This is a genomic window from Reyranella sp. (assembly GCF_965279465.1).
Lineage (GTDB): Bacteria > Pseudomonadota > Alphaproteobacteria > Reyranellales > Reyranellaceae > Reyranella.
The window spans coordinates 2,163,690-2,181,458 of the sequence record NZ_OZ257242.1; the positions used below are offsets into that span (position 1 = coordinate 2,163,690).

General features: G+C 64.9%; 18 protein-coding genes. 14 read left to right on the top strand and 4 right to left on the bottom strand.

Translation table 11 applies throughout. The annotated features are described in order from the left end of the window. Positions 1-10: 10 nt before the first annotated feature. Complete coding sequence (locus ACQY8M_RS10505) at positions 11-1,093, bottom strand: PLP-dependent cysteine synthase family protein (RefSeq protein WP_428671607.1); 1,083 nt, start codon at positions 1,091-1,093, stop codon at positions 11-13. A 91-nt stretch (positions 1,094-1,184) separates the two neighbouring features. Between ACQY8M_RS10505 and ACQY8M_RS10510 the strand changes: the two genes are divergently transcribed. The 8 genes from ACQY8M_RS10510 (at position 1,185) to ACQY8M_RS10545 (ending at position 9,854) form a co-directional block, all read left to right on the top strand. After that, positions 1,185-2,486, top strand: coding sequence for an NtaA/DmoA family FMN-dependent monooxygenase (locus ACQY8M_RS10510; protein WP_428671609.1), 1,302 nt, complete (start codon positions 1,185-1,187; stop codon positions 2,484-2,486). Beyond that, positions 2,486-3,502, top strand: coding sequence for an ABC transporter permease (locus tag ACQY8M_RS10515; protein ID WP_428671611.1), 1,017 nt, complete (start codon positions 2,486-2,488; stop codon positions 3,500-3,502). Before ACQY8M_RS10510 ends, ACQY8M_RS10515 begins: the two co-directional genes overlap by 1 nt. Next, a complete protein-coding gene (locus tag ACQY8M_RS10520; protein ID WP_428671613.1) occupies positions 3,499-4,365 on the top strand; it encodes an ABC transporter permease in 867 nt (288 codons plus the stop codon). Before ACQY8M_RS10515 ends, ACQY8M_RS10520 begins: the two co-directional genes overlap by 4 nt. Then, entirely contained in the window at positions 4,362-5,165 is an 804-nt protein-coding gene (locus tag ACQY8M_RS10525) for an ABC transporter ATP-binding protein (protein WP_428671615.1), read from the top strand. The genes ACQY8M_RS10520 and ACQY8M_RS10525 overlap by 4 nt, the downstream gene beginning before the upstream one ends. Next, complete coding sequence (locus ACQY8M_RS10530; protein WP_428671617.1) at positions 5,165-6,121, top strand: ABC transporter ATP-binding protein; 957 nt, start codon at positions 5,165-5,167, stop codon at positions 6,119-6,121. The genes ACQY8M_RS10525 and ACQY8M_RS10530 overlap by 1 nt, the downstream gene beginning before the upstream one ends. A gap of 128 nt (positions 6,122-6,249) precedes the next feature. Next, a complete protein-coding gene (locus tag ACQY8M_RS10535) occupies positions 6,250-7,857 on the top strand; it encodes an ABC transporter substrate-binding protein (RefSeq protein ID WP_428671619.1) in 1,608 nt (535 codons plus the stop codon). Positions 7,858-7,873: 16 nt separating this feature from the next. Continuing rightward, positions 7,874-9,052 carry an amidohydrolase gene (locus ACQY8M_RS10540; protein WP_428671621.1) on the top strand — a complete coding sequence of 393 codons (1,179 nt, stop codon included), beginning with the start codon at positions 7,874-7,876 and terminating at the stop codon, positions 9,050-9,052. A gap of 13 nt (positions 9,053-9,065) precedes the next feature. Beyond that, the gene (locus ACQY8M_RS10545; protein WP_428671623.1) at positions 9,066-9,854 is read left to right on the top strand and encodes a maleate cis-trans isomerase family protein; all 789 of its coding nucleotides are present in this window, start codon (positions 9,066-9,068) and stop codon (positions 9,852-9,854) included. A 96-nt stretch (positions 9,855-9,950) separates the two neighbouring features. On the opposite strand, the gene glmS is transcribed toward ACQY8M_RS10545, so the two are convergent. The 3 genes from glmS to ACQY8M_RS10560 are packed head-to-tail and all read right to left on the bottom strand — an operon-like array spanning position 9,951 to position 12,321. After that, positions 9,951-11,771, bottom strand: coding sequence for a glutamine--fructose-6-phosphate transaminase (isomerizing) (gene glmS / locus ACQY8M_RS10550; RefSeq protein WP_428671625.1), 1,821 nt, complete (start codon positions 11,769-11,771; stop codon positions 9,951-9,953). A gap of 8 nt (positions 11,772-11,779) precedes the next feature. Continuing rightward, complete coding sequence (locus ACQY8M_RS10555; protein WP_428671627.1) at positions 11,780-12,058, bottom strand: hypothetical protein; 279 nt, start codon at positions 12,056-12,058, stop codon at positions 11,780-11,782. After that, positions 12,055-12,321 (bottom strand): hypothetical protein, encoded by a 267-nt coding sequence (locus ACQY8M_RS10560; RefSeq protein WP_428671629.1) that lies wholly within the window; start codon positions 12,319-12,321, stop codon positions 12,055-12,057. The genes ACQY8M_RS10555 and ACQY8M_RS10560 overlap by 4 nt, the downstream gene beginning before the upstream one ends. 243 nt (positions 12,322-12,564) lie before the next feature. Here ACQY8M_RS10560 and grrA point away from each other — a divergent pair, with 243 nt between their 5' ends. From grrA to rfbA, 6 genes are all read left to right on the top strand, one after another. Further along, positions 12,565-12,930, top strand: coding sequence for a GrrA/OscA1 family cyclophane-containing rSAM-modified RiPP (grrA, locus tag ACQY8M_RS10565; protein WP_428671631.1), 366 nt, complete (start codon positions 12,565-12,567; stop codon positions 12,928-12,930). A gap of 75 nt (positions 12,931-13,005) precedes the next feature. Then, on the top strand, positions 13,006-13,164 hold the full coding sequence (locus ACQY8M_RS10570; protein ID WP_428671633.1) for a hypothetical protein: 159 nt from the start codon (positions 13,006-13,008) through the stop codon (positions 13,162-13,164). 355 nt (positions 13,165-13,519) lie between these two features. Beyond that, positions 13,520-15,040: a DHA2 family efflux MFS transporter permease subunit gene (locus ACQY8M_RS10575; protein ID WP_428671635.1), complete on the top strand. Its 1,521-nt coding sequence runs from the start codon at positions 13,520-13,522 to the stop codon at positions 15,038-15,040. 327 nt (positions 15,041-15,367) lie between these two features. Next, the gene (gene rfbC / locus ACQY8M_RS10580) at positions 15,368-15,922 is read left to right on the top strand and encodes a dTDP-4-dehydrorhamnose 3,5-epimerase (RefSeq protein WP_428671637.1); all 555 of its coding nucleotides are present in this window, start codon (positions 15,368-15,370) and stop codon (positions 15,920-15,922) included. Between the two features lie 105 nt (positions 15,923-16,027). Continuing rightward, a complete protein-coding gene (gene rfbD / locus ACQY8M_RS10585) occupies positions 16,028-16,882 on the top strand; it encodes a dTDP-4-dehydrorhamnose reductase (RefSeq protein ID WP_428675346.1) in 855 nt (284 codons plus the stop codon). Continuing rightward, the gene (gene rfbA / locus ACQY8M_RS10590) at positions 16,879-17,751 is read left to right on the top strand and encodes a glucose-1-phosphate thymidylyltransferase RfbA (RefSeq protein WP_428671639.1); all 873 of its coding nucleotides are present in this window, start codon (positions 16,879-16,881) and stop codon (positions 17,749-17,751) included. The genes rfbD and rfbA overlap by 4 nt, the downstream gene beginning before the upstream one ends. The last annotated feature ends 18 nt before the right edge of the window (positions 17,752-17,769 follow it).

Sequence of the window (17,769 nt, forward strand, 5' to 3'; positions counted from 1 at the left end):
CGTCAACCGCCTACGGCATCTGATAGCCCGGCGTGGACTTGGAGATCTTGACCTCGTCCTCGTTCATGTCCTCGGCGATGCCTTCGAACAGCGGCGTCGTGAGGTAGCGCTCGCCGGTGTCGGGCAGCATGCAGAGCACGACCGATCCGGCCGGCGCCTTCTCGGCGACCTGCAGCGCCACCGCGAAGGTCGAGCCGCCGGAGATGCCGGTGAAGATGCCTTCCTTCTGCGCCAGCGCCTTGGCCCACTTGACGCCTTCGGCGCCGGCGATCGGCACGCGCTCGTCGTAGTATTTCTTGTCGATCGCTTCCTGCAGCACCAGGGGGATGAAGTCCGGCGTCCAGCCCTGGATGGGGTGCGGCTCGAATGCCGTATGGCTGACCGCGGGCGAGCCGTCGGCGGTGCGTTCCTGCGGCTTGCCGCTGCCGACCAGCTGTGCGTTGGCCGGTTCGCACATGATGATCTTGGTCTCCGGCCGCTCGCGCCGCAGCACGCGCGCGACGCCCGACAACGTGCCGCCGGTGCCGTAGCCGGTGACGAAGAAGTCGAGCTTCTCGCCCTTGAAGTCGGCGAGGATCTCGCGCGCGGTCGTCGCCTCGTGGATCTCGGCATTGGCCGGCGTCTCGAACTGGTGCGCGAGGAACCAGCCGTGCGTCTTGGCGAGCTCGACGGCCTTCTGGTACATGCCGAAGCCCTTCTGGGCGCGCGGCGTGAGCACCACCTTGGCGCCGAAGATGCGCATCAGCTTGCGCCGCTCGATCGAGAAGCTGTCGGCCATGGTCACGACCAGCGGATAGCCTTTCTGCGCACACACCATGGCGAGACCGATGCCGGTGTTGCCGCTGGTCGCCTCGACCACCGTCTGGCCGGGTTTCAGCGTGCCGTTGCGCTCGGCCGCCTCGATGATGTTGACCGCGAGCCTGTCCTTCACCGACGAGGCCGGATTGAAGGCCTCGGCCTTGACGTAGAGCCGCACATTCTTCGGCCCGATGTTGTTGACCCGGATGCAGGGCGTGTCACCGATCGTGTCGAGCACGCTGTCGAACAGACGACCGCGCCCATGGGTGGTCCTGACCTGCTTGCTATCGCTCATTTCCCATCCCTCCAGAGTTCGACCAGCGACCCTATCAACTGGTCCGCAGATTGCATCGGGAAATCGACGGTAACATGAGGGGCAGCACGTCTTGGCGGCAAATCCATTCCACCTCGGCTGGTTTCTTGGAAATAGCTACGGGGTGCATGGCTGGAACCAGCAATGGAGCGGCGCTGATGGCGGCGACTGGGCCCAGCCGGATCTTCACATGGATCTCGCCAGGGCGGTGGAGCGGGCCTGCTTCGACTTCCTGCTGCTCGAGGATTCGGTGTTCGTCCCCGACAATTACGGCAGCTCGATGGATTTCTACCTGGCGCGTGCATTGCGCGCGCCGAAGAACGATCCGCTGCCGCTGATCCCGCTGATGGCGCAGGCGACCAGCCGCCTCGGCCTCGTGCCGACGATCTCGACCAGCTTCTATCCGCCGTATTTGCTCGCGCGCCTGATCGCCACGCTCGACCTGATGTCGAAGGGCAGGGTGGGCTGCAACTTCGTGACCTCGACAGCCGAGCGCGCGGCGCAGAACTTCGGCCTCGATACCCATATCGAGCACCACCTGCGCTACGAGATGGCCGACGAGTTCGTCGAGGTCGTGACGAAGCTCTGGGAGTCGTGGGATGCCGATGCGATCGTGATGGATCGCGAGCGTGGCATGTTCGTCGATCCTGCCAAGGTGCGGGCGATTGACTTCAAGGGCCGCTTCTTCTCCTCGCGCGGGCCGCTCAACACTGCTCGCCCGCCGCAGGGTCGTCCCGTGCTCATCCAGGCGGGCACCTCGCCGCAGGGACAGGCCTTCGCCTCGAAGCACATGGATGCCGTGCTCTGCGCCGTGAGCACAATCGAGGAGATGAAGGCGTTCCGCGCCGACCTGCGTACGAAGGTCGCCGCCGCCGGGCGCAACCCCGACGACTGCAAGATCTTCTACGTGATCATGCCGACGGTGGGCGAGAGCCAGTCGGAAGCCGAGGAACGGGTGAAGCGACGCGCGGCGGGACGCAAGGCCGCTCCCGCAATGGCGCTGGCGCAGATGGCCAGCCTGACCGACATCGATTTCGCGCAGTTCGACATCGACGCGCCGATCGGCGAGCTCACCACCAACGGTCAGCAAGGCACGCTGAAGCGCTTCCTCAAGCAAGGCAATACGCTGCGCGAGATCGCGGAGAACTATCGCTATTCCTACGAGGACCTGGTCGGCACGCCCGAGACGGTCGCGGCGCAGATGGCCGAGGTGATGCAGGAGGTCGGCGGCGACGGTTTCGTCTTCCAGGGCAACGTCTCCCGCCGCTTCGTCGCCGAGATCACCGACGGGCTCACTCCTGCTTTGCAGAAGCGGGGACTGGTGCGCACCGCCTACGAGCACGAGCACTTCCGCGACAATCTTTTGGCGTTCTGATGCCGCCGCTCGGCAAGATGATCCTGCGACGCATGCTCTGGGTTTTCCCGGTGGCGTTCGGGGTCGTCACCATGACCTTCTTCATGGCGCGCGTGCTGAACGGCGACCCGACCGAACTCTATGCCCCGCCCGAGGCGAGCGATGCGTTGCGGGCCGAGATCCGCGCCAAGCTTGGGCTGGCCGATCCGCTGCCGCTGCAGTTCATCCACTATCTCTGGGACCTGCTACACCTCGACCTCGGGACCTCCTTCACGACCGGCCAGAGCGTGGCGTCGGATCTCTGGGACCGGCTTCCGGCCACGCTCGAACTCGGATTGATCGGGCTGGCCCTGGGCATTGCTGTCGGCATTCCGCTCGGCGTGCTGGCCGCCGTCCATCGCGAGCGCTGGCCCGACTTCCTGGTGCGCGGCACGACCTTGAGCGGCATGGCGCTGCCGCAGTTCTGGGTCGGGCTGGTTCTGATCGCGATCTTCTTCGTCGATTTGCGCGTGTTGCCCGGACCGGTCGGACGCTTGCCGATCGGCATTCCCCTGCCGCCAAAGATCACCGGCTTCCTGCTGGTCGACACGCTGCTCGCCGGCAAGCCCGATCTGTGGTGGCTGGCGGTCAAGCAGCTGACGTTGCCGGCGCTGACCCTGGGTTTCAGCAGCGCGGCGCCGATCGCGCGGGTCACGCGTTCGGCAATGGCCGAGGCGCTGCAGAGCGATTACGTCCGCACCGCCATCGCCATGGGCCACGGCCGCCGCGTCGTGTGGTTCCGCTACAGCCTGCGCAATGCGCTGCTGCCGGTGATCACGTTGATCGGCGGCGTGGCCGGTCACATCTTCGCGGGTGCCGTGCTGCTCGAATCGATCTTTGCCTGGCCGGGCTTGGGCCAGTATGCGCTGCAGGCGATCGAACGCTCCGACTTCGCCGCGTTGCAGGGCTTCGTGATCTACGCTTCGCTGCTCTACGTGCTTGCGTTCCTGCTGGTCGATCTTCTCTACATGTTCATCGATCCACGGATCCGGGCATGACGGTCGCGCTCGAGTCGACCAAGGCGGTGCCGCGGCGCAAGCGTCGGCCGCGATCGTACTGGGCGCTGCGCATTGGGATCGCGATCCTGGTCTTCTATGCCGCGGTCGCGTTGATCTCCTTCGTCTGGACACCCTACGATCCGCTGACGCCTGGCATCGGAGACGGCTATGATGCGCCGAGTTGGGCCTTCCCGCTCGGCACCGACCGTCTCGGCTCGGACATGCTGTCGCGCCTGATGGTCGGTGCGCGCTACGACCTCGGCATCGCCTTTGTCGCGGTATTGATCGCGCTCACGGTCGGCACGACGATCGGGACGTTCGCCGGCTATCACGGCGGCACGCTCGACACGGTCGTGATGCGCGCCGTCGAGATTTTCCAGGCCTTTCCCGGCCTGCTGTTCGCGATGCTGGTGGTGCAGGCGGTCGGCGCCGGCATCGTGAACGTCATCCTCGTTCTATCGTTCGTCGGCATCCCCGACTATCTGCGGCTGGCGCGCGCCGAAATTCACGCCAAGCGGGACTGGCAGTATGCCGAGGCCGCTCGCATGACCGGCAACCTGCCGTGGCGGGTCGCCTTCCGCCATCTGCTGCCCAACAGCATCGGACCGCTGCTCGCCTTCACGTCGATCAACGCTGCCTTCTCGGCGCTGGTGACGGCGAGCCTGGGATTTCTTGGTCTCGGCCTCGGGCCAAACGTGCCGGAGTGGGGCAACATGATCGCGCGCGGCCAGGACGGCGTGATGACCGGCCAGTGGTGGGTCTCGTTCTTCCCCGGCCTTGCGATCCTCGGGCTCACCGGCGGGCTCTATCTGCTCGGCGATGCGCTGTCCGACATCACCGATCCGCGGCGGCGCGGGCGATGAGCGACGTCCTGCTCGAGATCGAGGATTACAGCGGCGGCTTCCGCTCGGAGATCGGCGACTTCATGCCGGTGCTGCACGGCGTCTCCTACCGACTGAAGACCGGCGTGATGACCGCCGTGGTGGGCGAGTCAGGCAGTGGCAAGTCGCTGGTCGCCCTGTCGATCCTCGGCATCCAGCCGCCGGCCTTCGAGCGCAGCGCGGGCCGCATCCTGTTCCGCGGCACCGATCTGCTCGGGCTCGACGAGAAGGAGATGCGCCGCATCCGGGGTGCGCAGATCAGCATGGTGTTCCAGGACGCGCGTGCCGCGCTCAATCCGGTGTTCACCGTCGGCCGCCAGCTTGCGGATGTCTGGCAGCTCCAGCACGGCGGCGGCCGCAGCGCCGCGATGAAGCAGGCGATCGAGGCGCTGCGGAAAGTCTCCATCCCCGAACCGGAGCGGCGCGCGCGGCAGTATCCGCACGAATTCTCCGGCGGCATGGCGCAACGGGCGATGATCGCGATGGCGTCGCTGATCTGCCGGCCGTCGCTCCTGATCCTCGACGAACCAACGACCGGGCTCGACGTGACGATCCAGTCCGACATCATGGAGCTGATCGTCGAGCTCAGCCGCACGCGCGGCCTTACCACCTGTCTGATCACCCACGATCTCGGCGTCGTCGCCGAGACGTGCGACGAGGTCGTGGTGATGAATGCGGGACGGGTCGTTGAGACCGGCAGCGCCGAGGCGATCTTCACCACACCGCGCGACCTCTATACGCAACGCCTGTTGTCGGCGAGCCAGCTGGTCGAGGCGGCGTGATGCTTGGCCAGCCGCTCCTGCAGGTCCGCGACCTCAGCAAGATCTTCCCGGTCGAGGGCGGCCGGCGGCTGGTGGCCGTCGACGGCGTCGATCTCGAGATCGTGGCTGGCGAGACGCTGGCGCTGGTCGGCGAGAGCGGATCGGGCAAGTCGACGGTGGCTCGCTGCATCGTGCGGCTGATCGAACCGAGCAGCGGTGATGTCGTGATCCGCGGAGACTCCATTCTGCCGCTGCAGCCGAGCCGACTGGCCGCGGTTTATCGCAGCATCCAGATGGTGTTCCAGGACCCCAACGCCTCGCTCAATCCGCGCATGAGCGTGCGCCAGGTGCTCGACGAGCCGCTCAAGCTCCATCTCTACCTGCTGAAGAGCGAGAGGATGGCGCGGGTCAAGGAGCTGATCGAGATGGTCGGGCTGACCGAAGCTCATCTCGATCGCTATCCGCACGAGCTGAGCGGCGGCCAGCGCCAGAGGGTCGGCATCGCGCGTGCCATTGCCGTGTCGCCCGATATCGTCATCCTCGACGAGCCGACCTCTTCGCTCGACGTCTCGGTGCGCGGCCAGATCCTCGACCTGCTGCTCGAGCTGCAGGAGCGGCTGCACCTCGCCTATCTGTTCATCACACACGACCTGCAGGTGGTGCAGCATGTCGCCGATCGCGTGGCCGTCATGTATCTCGGCGGGATCGTCGAAACCGGGCCGACCAAGGAGCTGTTTGCCGATCCCCGGCATCCGTATACCCGCGCTTTGCTGTCCGCCGCGCCGGTCGCGCGCTGGGGCGTGAAGCGCACGCGCACGCGGCTGTCGGGCGAGATCTCGAGCGCGATCGATCCGCCCGACGCCTGCAGGCTCGTCGGCCGCTGCCCGCTCGCCCGGCCCGCCTGCTCGACGGGCAAGCCGCCCCTCATCGATATCGGTGACGGCCGTTCCGTCGCCTGTCCCGTGGTTGTCGAATGATCGCTTCTCTTGTCGTCCTGAGCGTAGCGAAGGACCTAGCGCCGGCATCAAAGAACTCCTTTGCGGCGAGCGCTAGGTCCTTCGCTACGCTCAGGACGACAAAAAATTTGCTGAGAGGATTGTAAGTCATGATGAGACGAATATTCGTTGCGCTGGTCGCGCTGGCGTTCTCTGCCTCGGCCGTCGGTGCCAAGCCGCTGGTCCATGCCATCCCGGCCGACATCGCGAGCCTCGATCCGGCGGACATCCGCGGCCAGCAGGACCAGGAGATCGGCGTCAACGTCTACGAACGCCTGGTCAGGATGAAGTTCAACCCCAAGCCGGACGGCACCCTGATGGCCGATCCGGTCGAGGTCGTGCCGGAGCTTGCGGAATCCTGGACCGTCGACGGGCCGGTCATCACCTTCAAGCTGCGCTCGGGCGTGAAGTTCTATCCCACCGGCAATCCGATGACCGCGGAGGACGTGCGCTATTCGTTCGAGCGGTTGACCCGCATCGTCGGCAACGGCCGCAACCAGGCGGGCATCGCCGGCCTGTTCAAGGCCGAGCAGATCGAGGTGGTCGACCCGATGACGGTCAAGATCACCTTCACCGACGGCAACGGTGTGCCGACGGCGATCCCAGTGGCGCTGACCTCGATGAAGTTCCAGCAGTTCGCGGTGATCGACTCGGTCGAGGTCAAGAAGCACGTGACGGCCGAGGATCCGTGGGCCAACGAATGGCTCAAGAAGAACCTCGCCACGACCGGCCCGTACTACATCGCCAACCGCCAGCTCGGCCAGCAGCTCGAGCTCAAGGCCGTCCCGAACCACTGGTCGGGCAAGCAGCCGCCGTTCGAGGACGTGGTGCTGCGCATCACCGGTAACGCCGACCTGGTGTCGCTGATCAAGGGCGGCGTTGTCGATTATGCGGCCGAGGGCCTGACTGGCCGGCAGTACGACGCGCTGGCGGCCGCCGGCTTCCCCGTGCTGCACGGCGAGACGCCATCGATCATGCGGCTGCACATGGCGATGGACAAGGAGCCCTTCACCGACGAGCGCGTGCGCCAGGCGATGCTCTACGCCATCCCGCACGACCGCATCATCAAGACGGCGCTGGCCGGCCGCGGCAAGCGGCAGGTCTGCATGTTCAATGCCGAGGACTGGACCTGCATCAACAACTACGAGAGGTACAAGCTCGATCTCGCCAAGGCGAAGGAGCTGCTGAAGCAGGCCGGCAAGGAGAAGTTCTCCTTCGATTTCTGGTACTCGACGGCGCTGCCCTACAACAGCGACATCGCCATCATCATCGCCGATTCGCTGAAGTCGATCGGCGTCACGGCGAACCTCAAGCCGACGCCGGCGCTGCAGCTACTCGACGCGGTGCGCGCGCGCATCAACGGCGTCGACCAGAACATGAGCGGCATGTACCTGAACGAGTTCGTGATCTGGCTGAACGATCCGTCGACCCTGGCCAATCTCGGGCTGGTCACCAAGACGCCGACGGCGGGTTTCACCAACTGGGCGCGCTTCAGCGATCCCGAGGCCGACGCGCTGCATCTCAAGTTCCGCAACTCGAGCGACCGCGAGGGGCGCAAGGCGGCCTATGCGAAGATCCAGGAGAAGGCGGTCGAGTCGGCCTCGACCCTCAACCCGATCATCCTGGTCGGCCGGACCATCGTGGTGAGCCCGAAGATCACCGGCGTCACCTTTTCGCAGGACCCCTACGCACGCTACGTCTACCTTCATCCGAAATGAGGAAGGCGGCCCACACGTGACGGACACCGCGGCTATCAAGCAGGCGGCGCGCGAGGCGATCGACGCGGCCTCGGCGACCCTGCTCGACATCAGCGCGAAGATGCATGCCGAGACCGAGCTGTCGTTCGAGGAGGTCAAGGCGCAGGCTTGGCAGTGCGCGGCGTTGCGCGCGGCGGGCTTCACGGTCGAGGAGGGGTTGGGCTCGCTGAAGACGGCCTTCCGCGCCATCGTTGCGTCGAACAAGCCCGGTCCGCGCATTGCGTTCCTGTGCGAGTACGATGGCCTGCCGGTTTACCAGCAGAGCTGCGGCCACAACGTCGTGGCGGCCGCGGGGGTCGGCGCGGCGATCGGGCTTGCGAAGGTGATCGGCGAGATCGGCGGCACCGCCATCGCGCTCGGCACGCCGGGCGAGGAGGGCGGCGGCGGCAAGAACATCATGCACCGCGAAGGCTACTTCGAGGGTATCGATGCGATGATGCTGGTCTATCCCGGCTTCGACAACATCGCCCATTCCCGCTCGCTCTGCGTGACGCGGGTGCGGGTCGACTATCACGGCAAGGCGGCACACGCAGCCGCGCGGCCGGAGCTCGGCATCAATGCTCTCGATGCCCTGTTGCTGGCCATCAACGGCATCAGCGCGTTGCGCCAGCAGCTGCCGTCCGACGTGCGCGTCCATACCATCATCACCAAGGGCGGAACCCTGCCGCAGGTCGTGCCCGATCACACCACGGCGGTGCTCACCGTCCGCGCCAACAATCCCGACACCCTGAACGCGGTCATCCCGCGCATCGATGCCTGCCTGCAGGGCGCGGCGCTGATGACCGGCGCGCGGCTCGAGCGGACTTGGCGCGACAAGCCCGGCCGCGAGCTGTTGAGCAATTTCGCTATGGCGGAGAGCTTCGACCGGAATCTCCGGGCGCTCGGTCGCACGACGCGCTCGCGCGATGAGCTCTCGGGCGCCTGGTCGGGCGATACAGGCAACGTCAGCTGGTACGTGCCGACCATCCAGCCGCAGATGGCGATGACGGCGCGGGATGTGCCGCCGCACAGCCACGAATTCCACGCCGCTTCGATCGGGCCGGCAGCGGATGCCTGCATCCTCGATTCGGCCAAGGCGATGGCCATGACGGCGATTGATCTCGTCACCGACGCGGCGCTGTTGCAAAAAGTGCGCGCGGAATTCTCCGCCGCATAGGAGGAGCCTTGGGGTGACGGGACGGGATAACTGGGGCTGGCGAGCCCGCATCGGCATGTTCATCGTCGGCAACGAGGCCGTGCCCGAGGCCGAATGGTGGGCGATGGCGTCGGCGGGCGTCTCCATCCACGCCGCCCGCGTGACGGCGCGCGCGCCGTGGGCGCGCTGGCGCGAGGATCGCGGCGGCGTCGACCTCGAAGAGGATCTGCTGCGCGGCGCGCGGCAGTTCGCGGCGATGAGGCTTGCCGCCGTCACGGTCGGGCATAGCTCGAGCAGCATCCTGGGCGGCAAGGGCTGGGACGCGGCGACCGTCGCAAGCCTCTCCCCGGTGCTGGGAGCGGGAACCATCGTCACCACCAATGGCCTCGATACCCAGGTCGCGCTACGTACTTGCGGTGTAAAGCGGCCGTTCCTTGTCCTGCCGCCGTGGTTCAACGACGACACCGTGGCCGCGGGCCTGCGCTACTACGCCGACCACGGCCTCGCGACGGCCGGGCACATGCGCTACGACCCTGGCCGGAAGTGGCGCGACCTCGCGCCGGGCGAGCTGGTCGGCCAGGGGATGGGGCTCGAGCAGGAAGTCGAGCCGCTCTACGCGCAGATCCGCTCAGCCTGTCCGGCTGACGCCGACGGCGTGCTGATCGCGGGCACAGGCTTTCGCTGCGTCGCGATCCTCGAGACTCTGGAGCAGGACCTGAAGCGGCCGGTCATCTCGGCGAACCAGGCGAGCCTCTGGCACTGCCTGAGATCGGCCGGCGTCCATACGCCGATCAGCGGCTACGGCAGCCTGCTGCGCATCTGATCCTGCTGGGAGCGCGGCTCTCCAGAGCCGCTCATGGGCTGTTCCAAGCCGAAGAAAGAGCGGCTCTGGAGAGCCGCGCTCCCAGCGGGCATGACATCATTCCACCGTGACCGATTTCGCCAGGTTGCGCGGCTGATCGATGTTGGTGCCGCGCTGCAGGGCCACATGGTAGGCGAGTAGCTGCAGCGGGATGTTCAGCAGAAGAGGATCGAGCTCCGGCTCGAGGGCGGGGATCTCGAACGATCGGTCGAAGGCCGTCGTCGCCTCACCGGGGTGGGTGATGGCGATCACCGGCCCGCCACGCGCCTTGATCTCCTCGACCGTCGAGATGTTCTTGGCAAACAGGTCGTCGCGCGGCAGCACGATGACCGACGGCGTCTGCGGCGATATCAGCGCCAGGGGGCCGTGCTTCAGCTCCGATGCCGGATAGGCTTCGGCATGGAGGTAGCTCACTTCCTTGAGCTTCAGTGCGCCTTCGGCGGCGACGGCGAAGCCGGCTGCGCGTCCGACGTAGAAGGCGTGCTCAGCGCCCTCGAAGCCCTCGGCCAGCCGGGCGATCTCGGGCTCGCGTTCCAGGATGGCAGCGATGTGATCCGGCAGCGCCTGCAGCGCTTTGACCAGGCGCGCGCCGGTCGCAACCGAGAGATCGCGTAGCCGGCCGAGGTGGATCGCCAGCAGGGCCAGCGCCACGGCGCTGCAGGTGAAGGTCTTGGTCGAGACGACAGCAACCTCCGGTCCGGCATGGAGATATATCCCCTGGCCGCACTCGCGCGCGATCGTGCTGCCGACCACGTTGATGATGCCCAGGATGCGGCCGCCTTTGCGCTTGATCTCCTGCACCGCGGCCAGGGTGTCGAAGGTCTCGCCCGACTGGCTGACGGCGATATAGAGCGTGTCGCGCTCGACGACGGCATTGCGGTAGCGGAACTCCGAGGCAGGTTCGGCGTGGGCGGGAATGCGCGCAAGCGTTTCGATCAGCTGTGCGCCGATCGCACCGGCGAGATACGCCGCGCCGCATCCCAGGATCTTCACCCGCCGCACGTCGAGCAAATCGCGCGCGGCAAGCGAGAGGCCGCCAAGATGTGTCGTCTGGAAGCGCATATCCAGCCGTCCGCTGAGAGTACGCCGCACCGCCTCGGGCTGCTCGGCGATTTCCTTGCGCATGTAGTGGCTATATTCGCCCTTGTCGAAGGCCTCGTCCTTCCACGGGATCGTCGAGGGAGTCTTGACGGTCGCCGCGCCTTCCAGCGTGCGCGTCTCGTAGCCGTCGGCATGGACCGCGGCGATCTCGCCATCGTCGAGATGGACGACGCTGGCCGTATGCCGCACGAGCGCCGCAGGATCGGAGGCAAAGAACATCTCGCGATCGCCGATGCCCAGCACGAGCGGGCTTCCGTTACGCGCCACGACCAGCGTGTCGGGGCGCTCCGCGTCGATGACGGCCAGCCCATAGGCGCCGACGATGCGCCGAAGCACCTCCGCCACGACATTCTCGAGCGGCGAGCCGTCGTCCATCAGGGCGATGAGGTGGGCGAACAGCTCGGTGTCGGTGTCTGACGTGAACACACAGCCGCGCTCGGCGAGTTGCGCGCGTAGCGCCGCGGCATTCTCGACGATGCCGTTGTGCACGACGGCGTAGCGGCCGGTGCTGTCGCAATGGGGATGGGCGTTACGGTCGCTCGGCTCGCCATGGGTTGCCCAGCGCGTATGGGCGATGCCGAACGTGCCCTTGAACTTCTGCGGCTGCAGCGCGTCGAGCTCACGCACGCGGCCCTTGCGCTTGACGATCCGCAGCTGGCCCTTGCTGCCGACCGCAATGCCGGCCGAGTCGTAGCCGCGATACTCGAGCCGGTGCAGGCCCTCCAGCAAAATGGGGGCAGCCTGACGCTTGCCGATATAGCCGACGATTCCGCACATGGAAGTTCCTAGCCATAGACGATGCGGCGCAGTTGCCGCCTGGAGTAAGCCGGCGCAGCAAAACGTCGGCGGGAGAGTTCCTGTTCGAGGCGCGCGAAGATCAGCGCGTTCGACAGGCCCTGGCGCTGAAGCTCCAGGTGTCGCCGTCGAACGAATTGCTCCGGCTGCTCGCCCAGGAACGACAACACCTCGTCGACCAACCGTTCGGCTTGCCCGCGCTCCAATCGTGTCGTTCGGGCGAGGTATTCCACCAGTTCGTCCAAGTCGGTCGGCTCAGCGTTGTTCACGCCAACTTCCGGGAATCGGGCTTCTCATGGAAGTATTTTGCCCGAATTCGGGCAAGACGTCCCGTTTGAGCCTGGCCAACGTCCTTGCGCAAATTGGCGGTGGGCGACCGGCGCGCGGTCGCAAGCGGCAACGCTGACCCCGAAAGATCGCACTCGAGGAGCACTTCTCGACGGCCGACCTCGTGAAGCGTGGTCTGCTCGCCAAGCCGACCAACTCCGACATGCTGCTCGCCGATATCGCGCGCCGGCTGGCCGACTTCCATGACCCGCGGAGTGTCACCATGGATGCGGCCGGTATCGACCTGCGCCCGCTGGCTACGCGCCGTTCATCGTCGCCGCCTTGCGCAGCGTCGGTCCTCCACGATCGGGCACGATGCTGCGGATCGATCCGGTCATCGGCCCGCGACATTCGCTCCGAGCGCATCGTTCCATCGGGGGCATGCAAAAGGATGTGGTTTTGGTCGCCGCGTTCGGCTTAGGTTAAATGACCACATCAAGGGGAGCATATGGCCAACGACCGTCGTACTCTGCGAGCGCTTGCCGCCCTGCTGCCTGCGGGAGCGCTGGGCCTTTCGATGAGCCTGGCGGCCGCCGATGCCGGCGCTGCGAAGGCTAGTGGAGCTGATCGGCCAGCTCCGGCGTCGGTCGGACAGCGACTCCAATCGATCCGAAAGTCAGTTTCCTCTGTGCTGAACGAGGCGGCAAAGGAGGCTGACGACCCGACCGTCGATCGCGACATCCAGCTCGCCTGGTGGGGCAATGGTGGCTGGCGCAACGGTGGTTGGCGGAACGGTGGCTGGGGCAACGGCGGCTGGCACAATTGGGGCAACGGCGGCTGGCATAACTGGGGCAACGGCTGGCATAATTGGTGACGCCGGATGTCCGCCGCGACATGAGCGGCTGGACGCGTAATCCGCCTGCTCCGTCAGGAGAAGGTGCCGTTTTACGTGATCGCGGTGCTGTCGCGCGACACCCTCGCGATGCCTGACGAGATGCTGGCCTTCCACCTGTCCGAGGGCATCGGGCAGTTCAGCTTGAACGTAGCGGAATCAGAAGGATCGCTTGTCTCCACGCTGTTCGAGGGCTTGGAATTGCGCCACCGCTAGGAGGCCTTCCTGAGTCGCTTCTGGTACGGCTCGCGGGCGAGCGGGCAGTCGGACACGACAGCCGTCATCGAAAGTGCCGATCGTACCGCCAAGCGGGCCGCCAGTTGAGGAGGCGCGCTTGCGCAGTGGCCGATTCGAATATGATCGCGCAAGATGTTCCGACAACAGGGCCCACCTTTACGAAGGCCTGCTGGAGGGAACAGATGAGACGCCGTGCATTTGTCCGGCCCCCCGCATCCGCGGAGAATCCGGCTAGAGTGGAGGCGGGCCTGCCCGGTTTCATCCTCGCCAGGCGCAAGATCGCCGTCACCTTGGCGGAATAAGCGTGGCCTCCACCGCCACCTGATCCGATCGCATGACGGCCATCGCCGAGAAGGGCGGGCTCTTCACGATCAGCCCGCGGCAGTGGCTCATCCTGCTGATGGTGCAGCTCGCCAACATGCTGTTCGGCATGACCATCACACTGGCCAATCTGGTGCTGCCGCAGATGCGCGGCAACCTGTCGGCGACGCAGGAAGAGATTTCCTGGGTGATCACGCTCAACCTGGTCGCAACCGCCGTTGCCACGCCGATGACAGGCTGGCTCTCGAGCCGGCTGGGCTGGCGCAACCTGATGTTCTTCACCGTGCTCGGTTTCACCGTCACCTCCCTTCTGTGCGGCGTGGCGACAAGCCTGGAGGCGCTGATCTTTGCCCGTGTCGCGCAGGGCGCGTTCGGCGCGCCGATCATGCCGCTCGGCCAGGCCATCCTGCTGGCGACCTTCCCGAAGCACCTGCAGCCCACCGCCCTCGTGATGTGGGGCATCGGCGCGGTGTTCGGCCCTGTGCTCGGCCCCATCCTCGGCAGCATCGCGACGGAAGCCTATGACTGGCGCGCCGCCTTCTTCATGATCGTGCCGCCCGGGATCTGTGCGCTGGTCTGCATCTGGTTCGCGCTGCGCGATCATACGGCGCGTACCATCGTCCGCTTCGACTGGGTCGGGTTCATTGCGCTGTCGGTCGCGATCACGGCCGCACAACTGATCCTCGATCGCGGCCATCGGCTGGATTGGTTCGAATCGGGGGAGATCATTCTCTTCGCCTTCATTGGCGCCCTGGCCGCCTGGATATTCGTCGTGCATTGCCTGACGGTGTCCGAGCCGTTCCTCAATCCGCGGCTGCTGCTCGATCGCAACTTCAGCATCGGCGTGCTGCTCGCTTTCGTCATGGGCATGCTGAACTTCACCAGCCTGGTGCTGTTCCCAACCCTGCTCCACGATCTGCGGGGCTATCCCGACAACGCCATCGCCGGGTTGATCGCCGCGCGCGGTCTGGGCAACTGGGCGGCCTTCCTGTTCATCGCGCAGTTCACCCGCATCGCCCCGCGCCTGGCAATCGTCTGCGGCATGGCTATCCAGGCGGCAGGCGGCTTCTGGATGGCGCAGTTCGACATCAACCTGACCGACTCGGACATTTTCTGGAGCAACCTGCTGCTGGGTTTCGGCCAGTCGATCGCTTTCACGCCGATGACGGTGATGGCCTTCTCGACCCTGCCGCCACGCCAGGTGACGGAAGGCTCCGCCATTTTCACCCTGATGCGCAATTTCGGGTCCAGCCTGTTCATTTCGATCGCCGTGCTGGTCGTGAGTCGCTCGACCGCTTCCAACTATTCGCGGCTGACGGAGGTCTTCACCCCCTACAACAAGAGCCTGTCGATGCCGGGATTGCCCCAGCAATGGAGCCTGGACAACACCAACAGCCTGCTCAGCCTGTCGAACGAGATCCTGCGCCAAGCCGCAATGATCGGATACCTGAACGCGTTCTACCTGATGGCTTTCACCGCTCTCGCAGCCGTGCCGCTTGCAGTCCTGATGCGTCGGGTCAAGCGGGAGCAGTGATCATGAGTCAAATCCGTCCTTCCCTGCAGGAAGAGCGTTATGCTTTCATCCGCCAAAGCAACATCTGGCCAAGTGGGATTTGTCAAAGCACAGATGTGCCGACGAATATAGGCGACGATGCACAGCTAATATATTGTACACAAATCGACGACGAGCGTGCCATCTGGCCAGAAGACGTCGAAGCGGCACGGTTCGACGGCACCAGCCCATTCCGATCAGCATCCACGTCGGCGCGATTGCAATGGCGGCACTAAATCATCTTTGGCCTTCGACATATTGCTATACTCTGTGGCACCTGCATTTTTCAGCTCGACAAGAAGGTGCTACATGAAGGTGGCCGAAACGGAGATTCCTGACGTAAAGGTGATCTCACCAAATCGCTTCGGCGATGATCGAGGATGGTTCGAGGAAATATACCGTCAGGATATCTTGGCTGCGGCGGGTATTCATGATGTATTCGTACAGGACAACGTGTCCTTTTCGATCTCTCGTGGCACCATTCGGGGATTGCATTTTCAGACACCTCCGTCTGCACAGGCGAAATTGGTTCGCGTGCTCGTCGGCAGCGCGTTCGACGTCGCAGTCGATCTCCGGCCTTCGTCGAAGACCTACGGCCGGCATGTGATTGTCGAAATCGACGCAAAGTTGGGTCGACTGGTCTATATTCCGACAGGCTTCGCCCACGGCTTTTGTACCCTCGAACCCGGCACCCTGCTTTCCTATAAGGTCAGCTCGACGTACGATGGCGCGTGCGACCGCAGCCTGGCGTGGAATGATCCTGCCCTTGGCATTGAATGGCCTGTTGCCGCCTCAGATGCAATTCTGTCCGCAAAGGATCGCGCCGCCCCCGAGTGGGCCAAGCTCGAGAGAGCGTTCGAATAGGACATACTCGACTGCCCGAATCGCGCTCGGAGATGGAGTTGGCCAGTGAAAGACCAGACGAATGTCCTGATCTTGGGGGCGGCCGGTCAAGTCGGCACCGAACTGATGCGCCAAGCCTGGCCAAACCAAGTCAAGGTCTACGCGCCAGACCGCGGCGAGCTTGATCTTGCGAACGAAGGTGCCGTCGGCGACATTATTGCTTCCCGTCGATGGGCCTGCGTGATCAATAGCGCGGCTTATACGGCCGTCGACAACGCGGAAACGGACGTCGGCAGTGCGTGGAGGATCAACGCCCTTGCGCCTGCCCTGCTTGCGGCGGCGACCGCGAAGTCACAGACGCCGATCATCCATGTGTCGACGGACTACGTTTTTGATGGCGAATCCGGGAGGCCATATCGGCCCGAGGATCCAGTGCGGCCGAAAAGCGTATATGGGGCGAGCAAGGCCGGCGGCGAGCATGCGGTCCGCACGGCCAATCCGCACCATGTCATCGTACGTACGGCCTGGGTCTTCAGTCCGCATCGATCGAATTTCGTCAAGACGATGCTCCGCCTTGCCGCCGAGCGCGACGTATTGCGCGTCGTCGACGATCAACACGGCTGTCCTACCTCTGCGGCCGATCTTGCGTCCGCTCTCATGAACATCTGCCGGCGTGTGCTTGACGATCCGACGGGTCCGTGCGGCACCTATCACTTCGTGAATGCCGGCGAAACGACGTGGTGCGGCCTGGCTCGCGAGATCATGGCGGGAGCCCGACGACGGGGCGCCCGTAGCGTGCCGGTCGAGGCGATTGCGACGGCAGATTTCAGGACCAAGGCCGTCAGGCCGGCGAATTCGGCGCTTGCGACGGACACCTTGACGCGTGACTACGCAATATGGCCGCGCCCATGGCAGCACGCGCTCGAGGAAGTCCTCGACGCTCTGCTGTGCTCTCCAAAGCTCTCCGGTGAGGCAAAATGAAAGGCATCGTCCTGGCTGGAGGGTCCGGCACCCGTTTGCACCCGGCAACGCTGGCCATCAATAAGCAGCTATTGCCGATTTACGACAAGCCGATGATCTATTATCCGATATCGACGCTGATGCTTGCCGAGATCCGCGATATATTGATCATCTCCTCTCCCGAGCATATCGACAATTACCGTTTCCTGCTCGGAACGGGCGAGCAGTTCGGCGTATCCTTCAGCTACGCGATACAGCCGAAGCCGCAAGGTCTGGCGCAATCCTTCATACTGGGAAGGGAGTTCATCGGCGGAGCTTCCGTCGCCCTCATTCTGGGCGATAACCTGTTCTTCGGCGCCGGACTGCAGGAACTGCTGACGCGTGCGCGGCTGCGGAAGAGTGGGGCCACGGTGGTGGCATACCATGTCGACCGGCCCGAGCAGTATGGCGTGATCACCCTCGACGAACAGAACCGGCCGATAAGGATAATCGAGAAGCCGACCGCTCCGGAGTCCCGTTGGGCGGTCACCGGCCTGTATTTCTACGACAACCGGGTCGTCGACATTGCGAGCCGGGTCAAGCCTTCGGCCCGGGGCGAACTCGAGATCACCGACGTGAACAATGCCTACCTGGCGAACGGAACTCTCAACGTCGAGTTGATGTCGCGCGGCTTCGCGTGGCTCGATACCGGCACCCATGACGATCTTCTGGATGCCGCGGAGTTCGTACGCGTCATCCAGCGGCGCCAGGGCGTTCAAATTGCCTGCCTCGAGGAGATCGCTTACCAGAAGGGGTACATCGATCGCGAGATGCTCGAATCCCGAGGTCGTTTCTTTGAGAAGACGGCCTACGGGCGGCATCTTCTGTCGCTCCTCACGAAGGGGCCATGAGACTATCTGTGGCGACGC

What these genes read in the sequence shown, in the direction of transcription:
- ACQY8M_RS10515 (WP_428671611.1), top strand. Translation starts at nt 2,486, where the DNA reads ATGCCGCCGCTCGGCAAGATGATCCTGCGACGCATGCTCTGGGTTTTC.
- rfbA (WP_428671639.1), top strand. Translation starts at nt 16,879, where the DNA reads ATGAAAGGCATCGTCCTGGCTGGAGGGTCCGGCACCCGTTTGCACCCG.
- rfbC (WP_428671637.1), top strand. Translation starts at nt 15,368, where the DNA reads ATGAAGGTGGCCGAAACGGAGATTCCTGACGTAAAGGTGATCTCACCA.
- ACQY8M_RS10520 (WP_428671613.1), top strand. Translation starts at nt 3,499, where the DNA reads ATGACGGTCGCGCTCGAGTCGACCAAGGCGGTGCCGCGGCGCAAGCGT.
- ACQY8M_RS10530 (WP_428671617.1), top strand. Translation starts at nt 5,165, where the DNA reads ATGCTTGGCCAGCCGCTCCTGCAGGTCCGCGACCTCAGCAAGATCTTC.
- ACQY8M_RS10560 (WP_428671629.1), bottom strand. Translation starts at nt 12,321, where the DNA reads ATGGAAGTCGGCCAGCCGGCGCGCGATATCGGCGAGCAGCATGTCGGA.
- grrA (WP_428671631.1), top strand. Translation starts at nt 12,565, where the DNA reads ATGGCCAACGACCGTCGTACTCTGCGAGCGCTTGCCGCCCTGCTGCCT.
- rfbD (WP_428675346.1), top strand. Translation starts at nt 16,028, where the DNA reads ATGCGCCAAGCCTGGCCAAACCAAGTCAAGGTCTACGCGCCAGACCGC.
- ACQY8M_RS10575 (WP_428671635.1), top strand. Translation starts at nt 13,520, where the DNA reads ATGACGGCCATCGCCGAGAAGGGCGGGCTCTTCACGATCAGCCCGCGG.
- ACQY8M_RS10535 (WP_428671619.1), top strand. Translation starts at nt 6,250, where the DNA reads ATGATGAGACGAATATTCGTTGCGCTGGTCGCGCTGGCGTTCTCTGCC.
- glmS (WP_428671625.1), bottom strand. Translation starts at nt 11,771, where the DNA reads ATGTGCGGAATCGTCGGCTATATCGGCAAGCGTCAGGCTGCCCCCATT.
- ACQY8M_RS10505 (WP_428671607.1), bottom strand. Translation starts at nt 1,093, where the DNA reads ATGAGCGATAGCAAGCAGGTCAGGACCACCCATGGGCGCGGTCGTCTG.
- ACQY8M_RS10525 (WP_428671615.1), top strand. Translation starts at nt 4,362, where the DNA reads ATGAGCGACGTCCTGCTCGAGATCGAGGATTACAGCGGCGGCTTCCGC.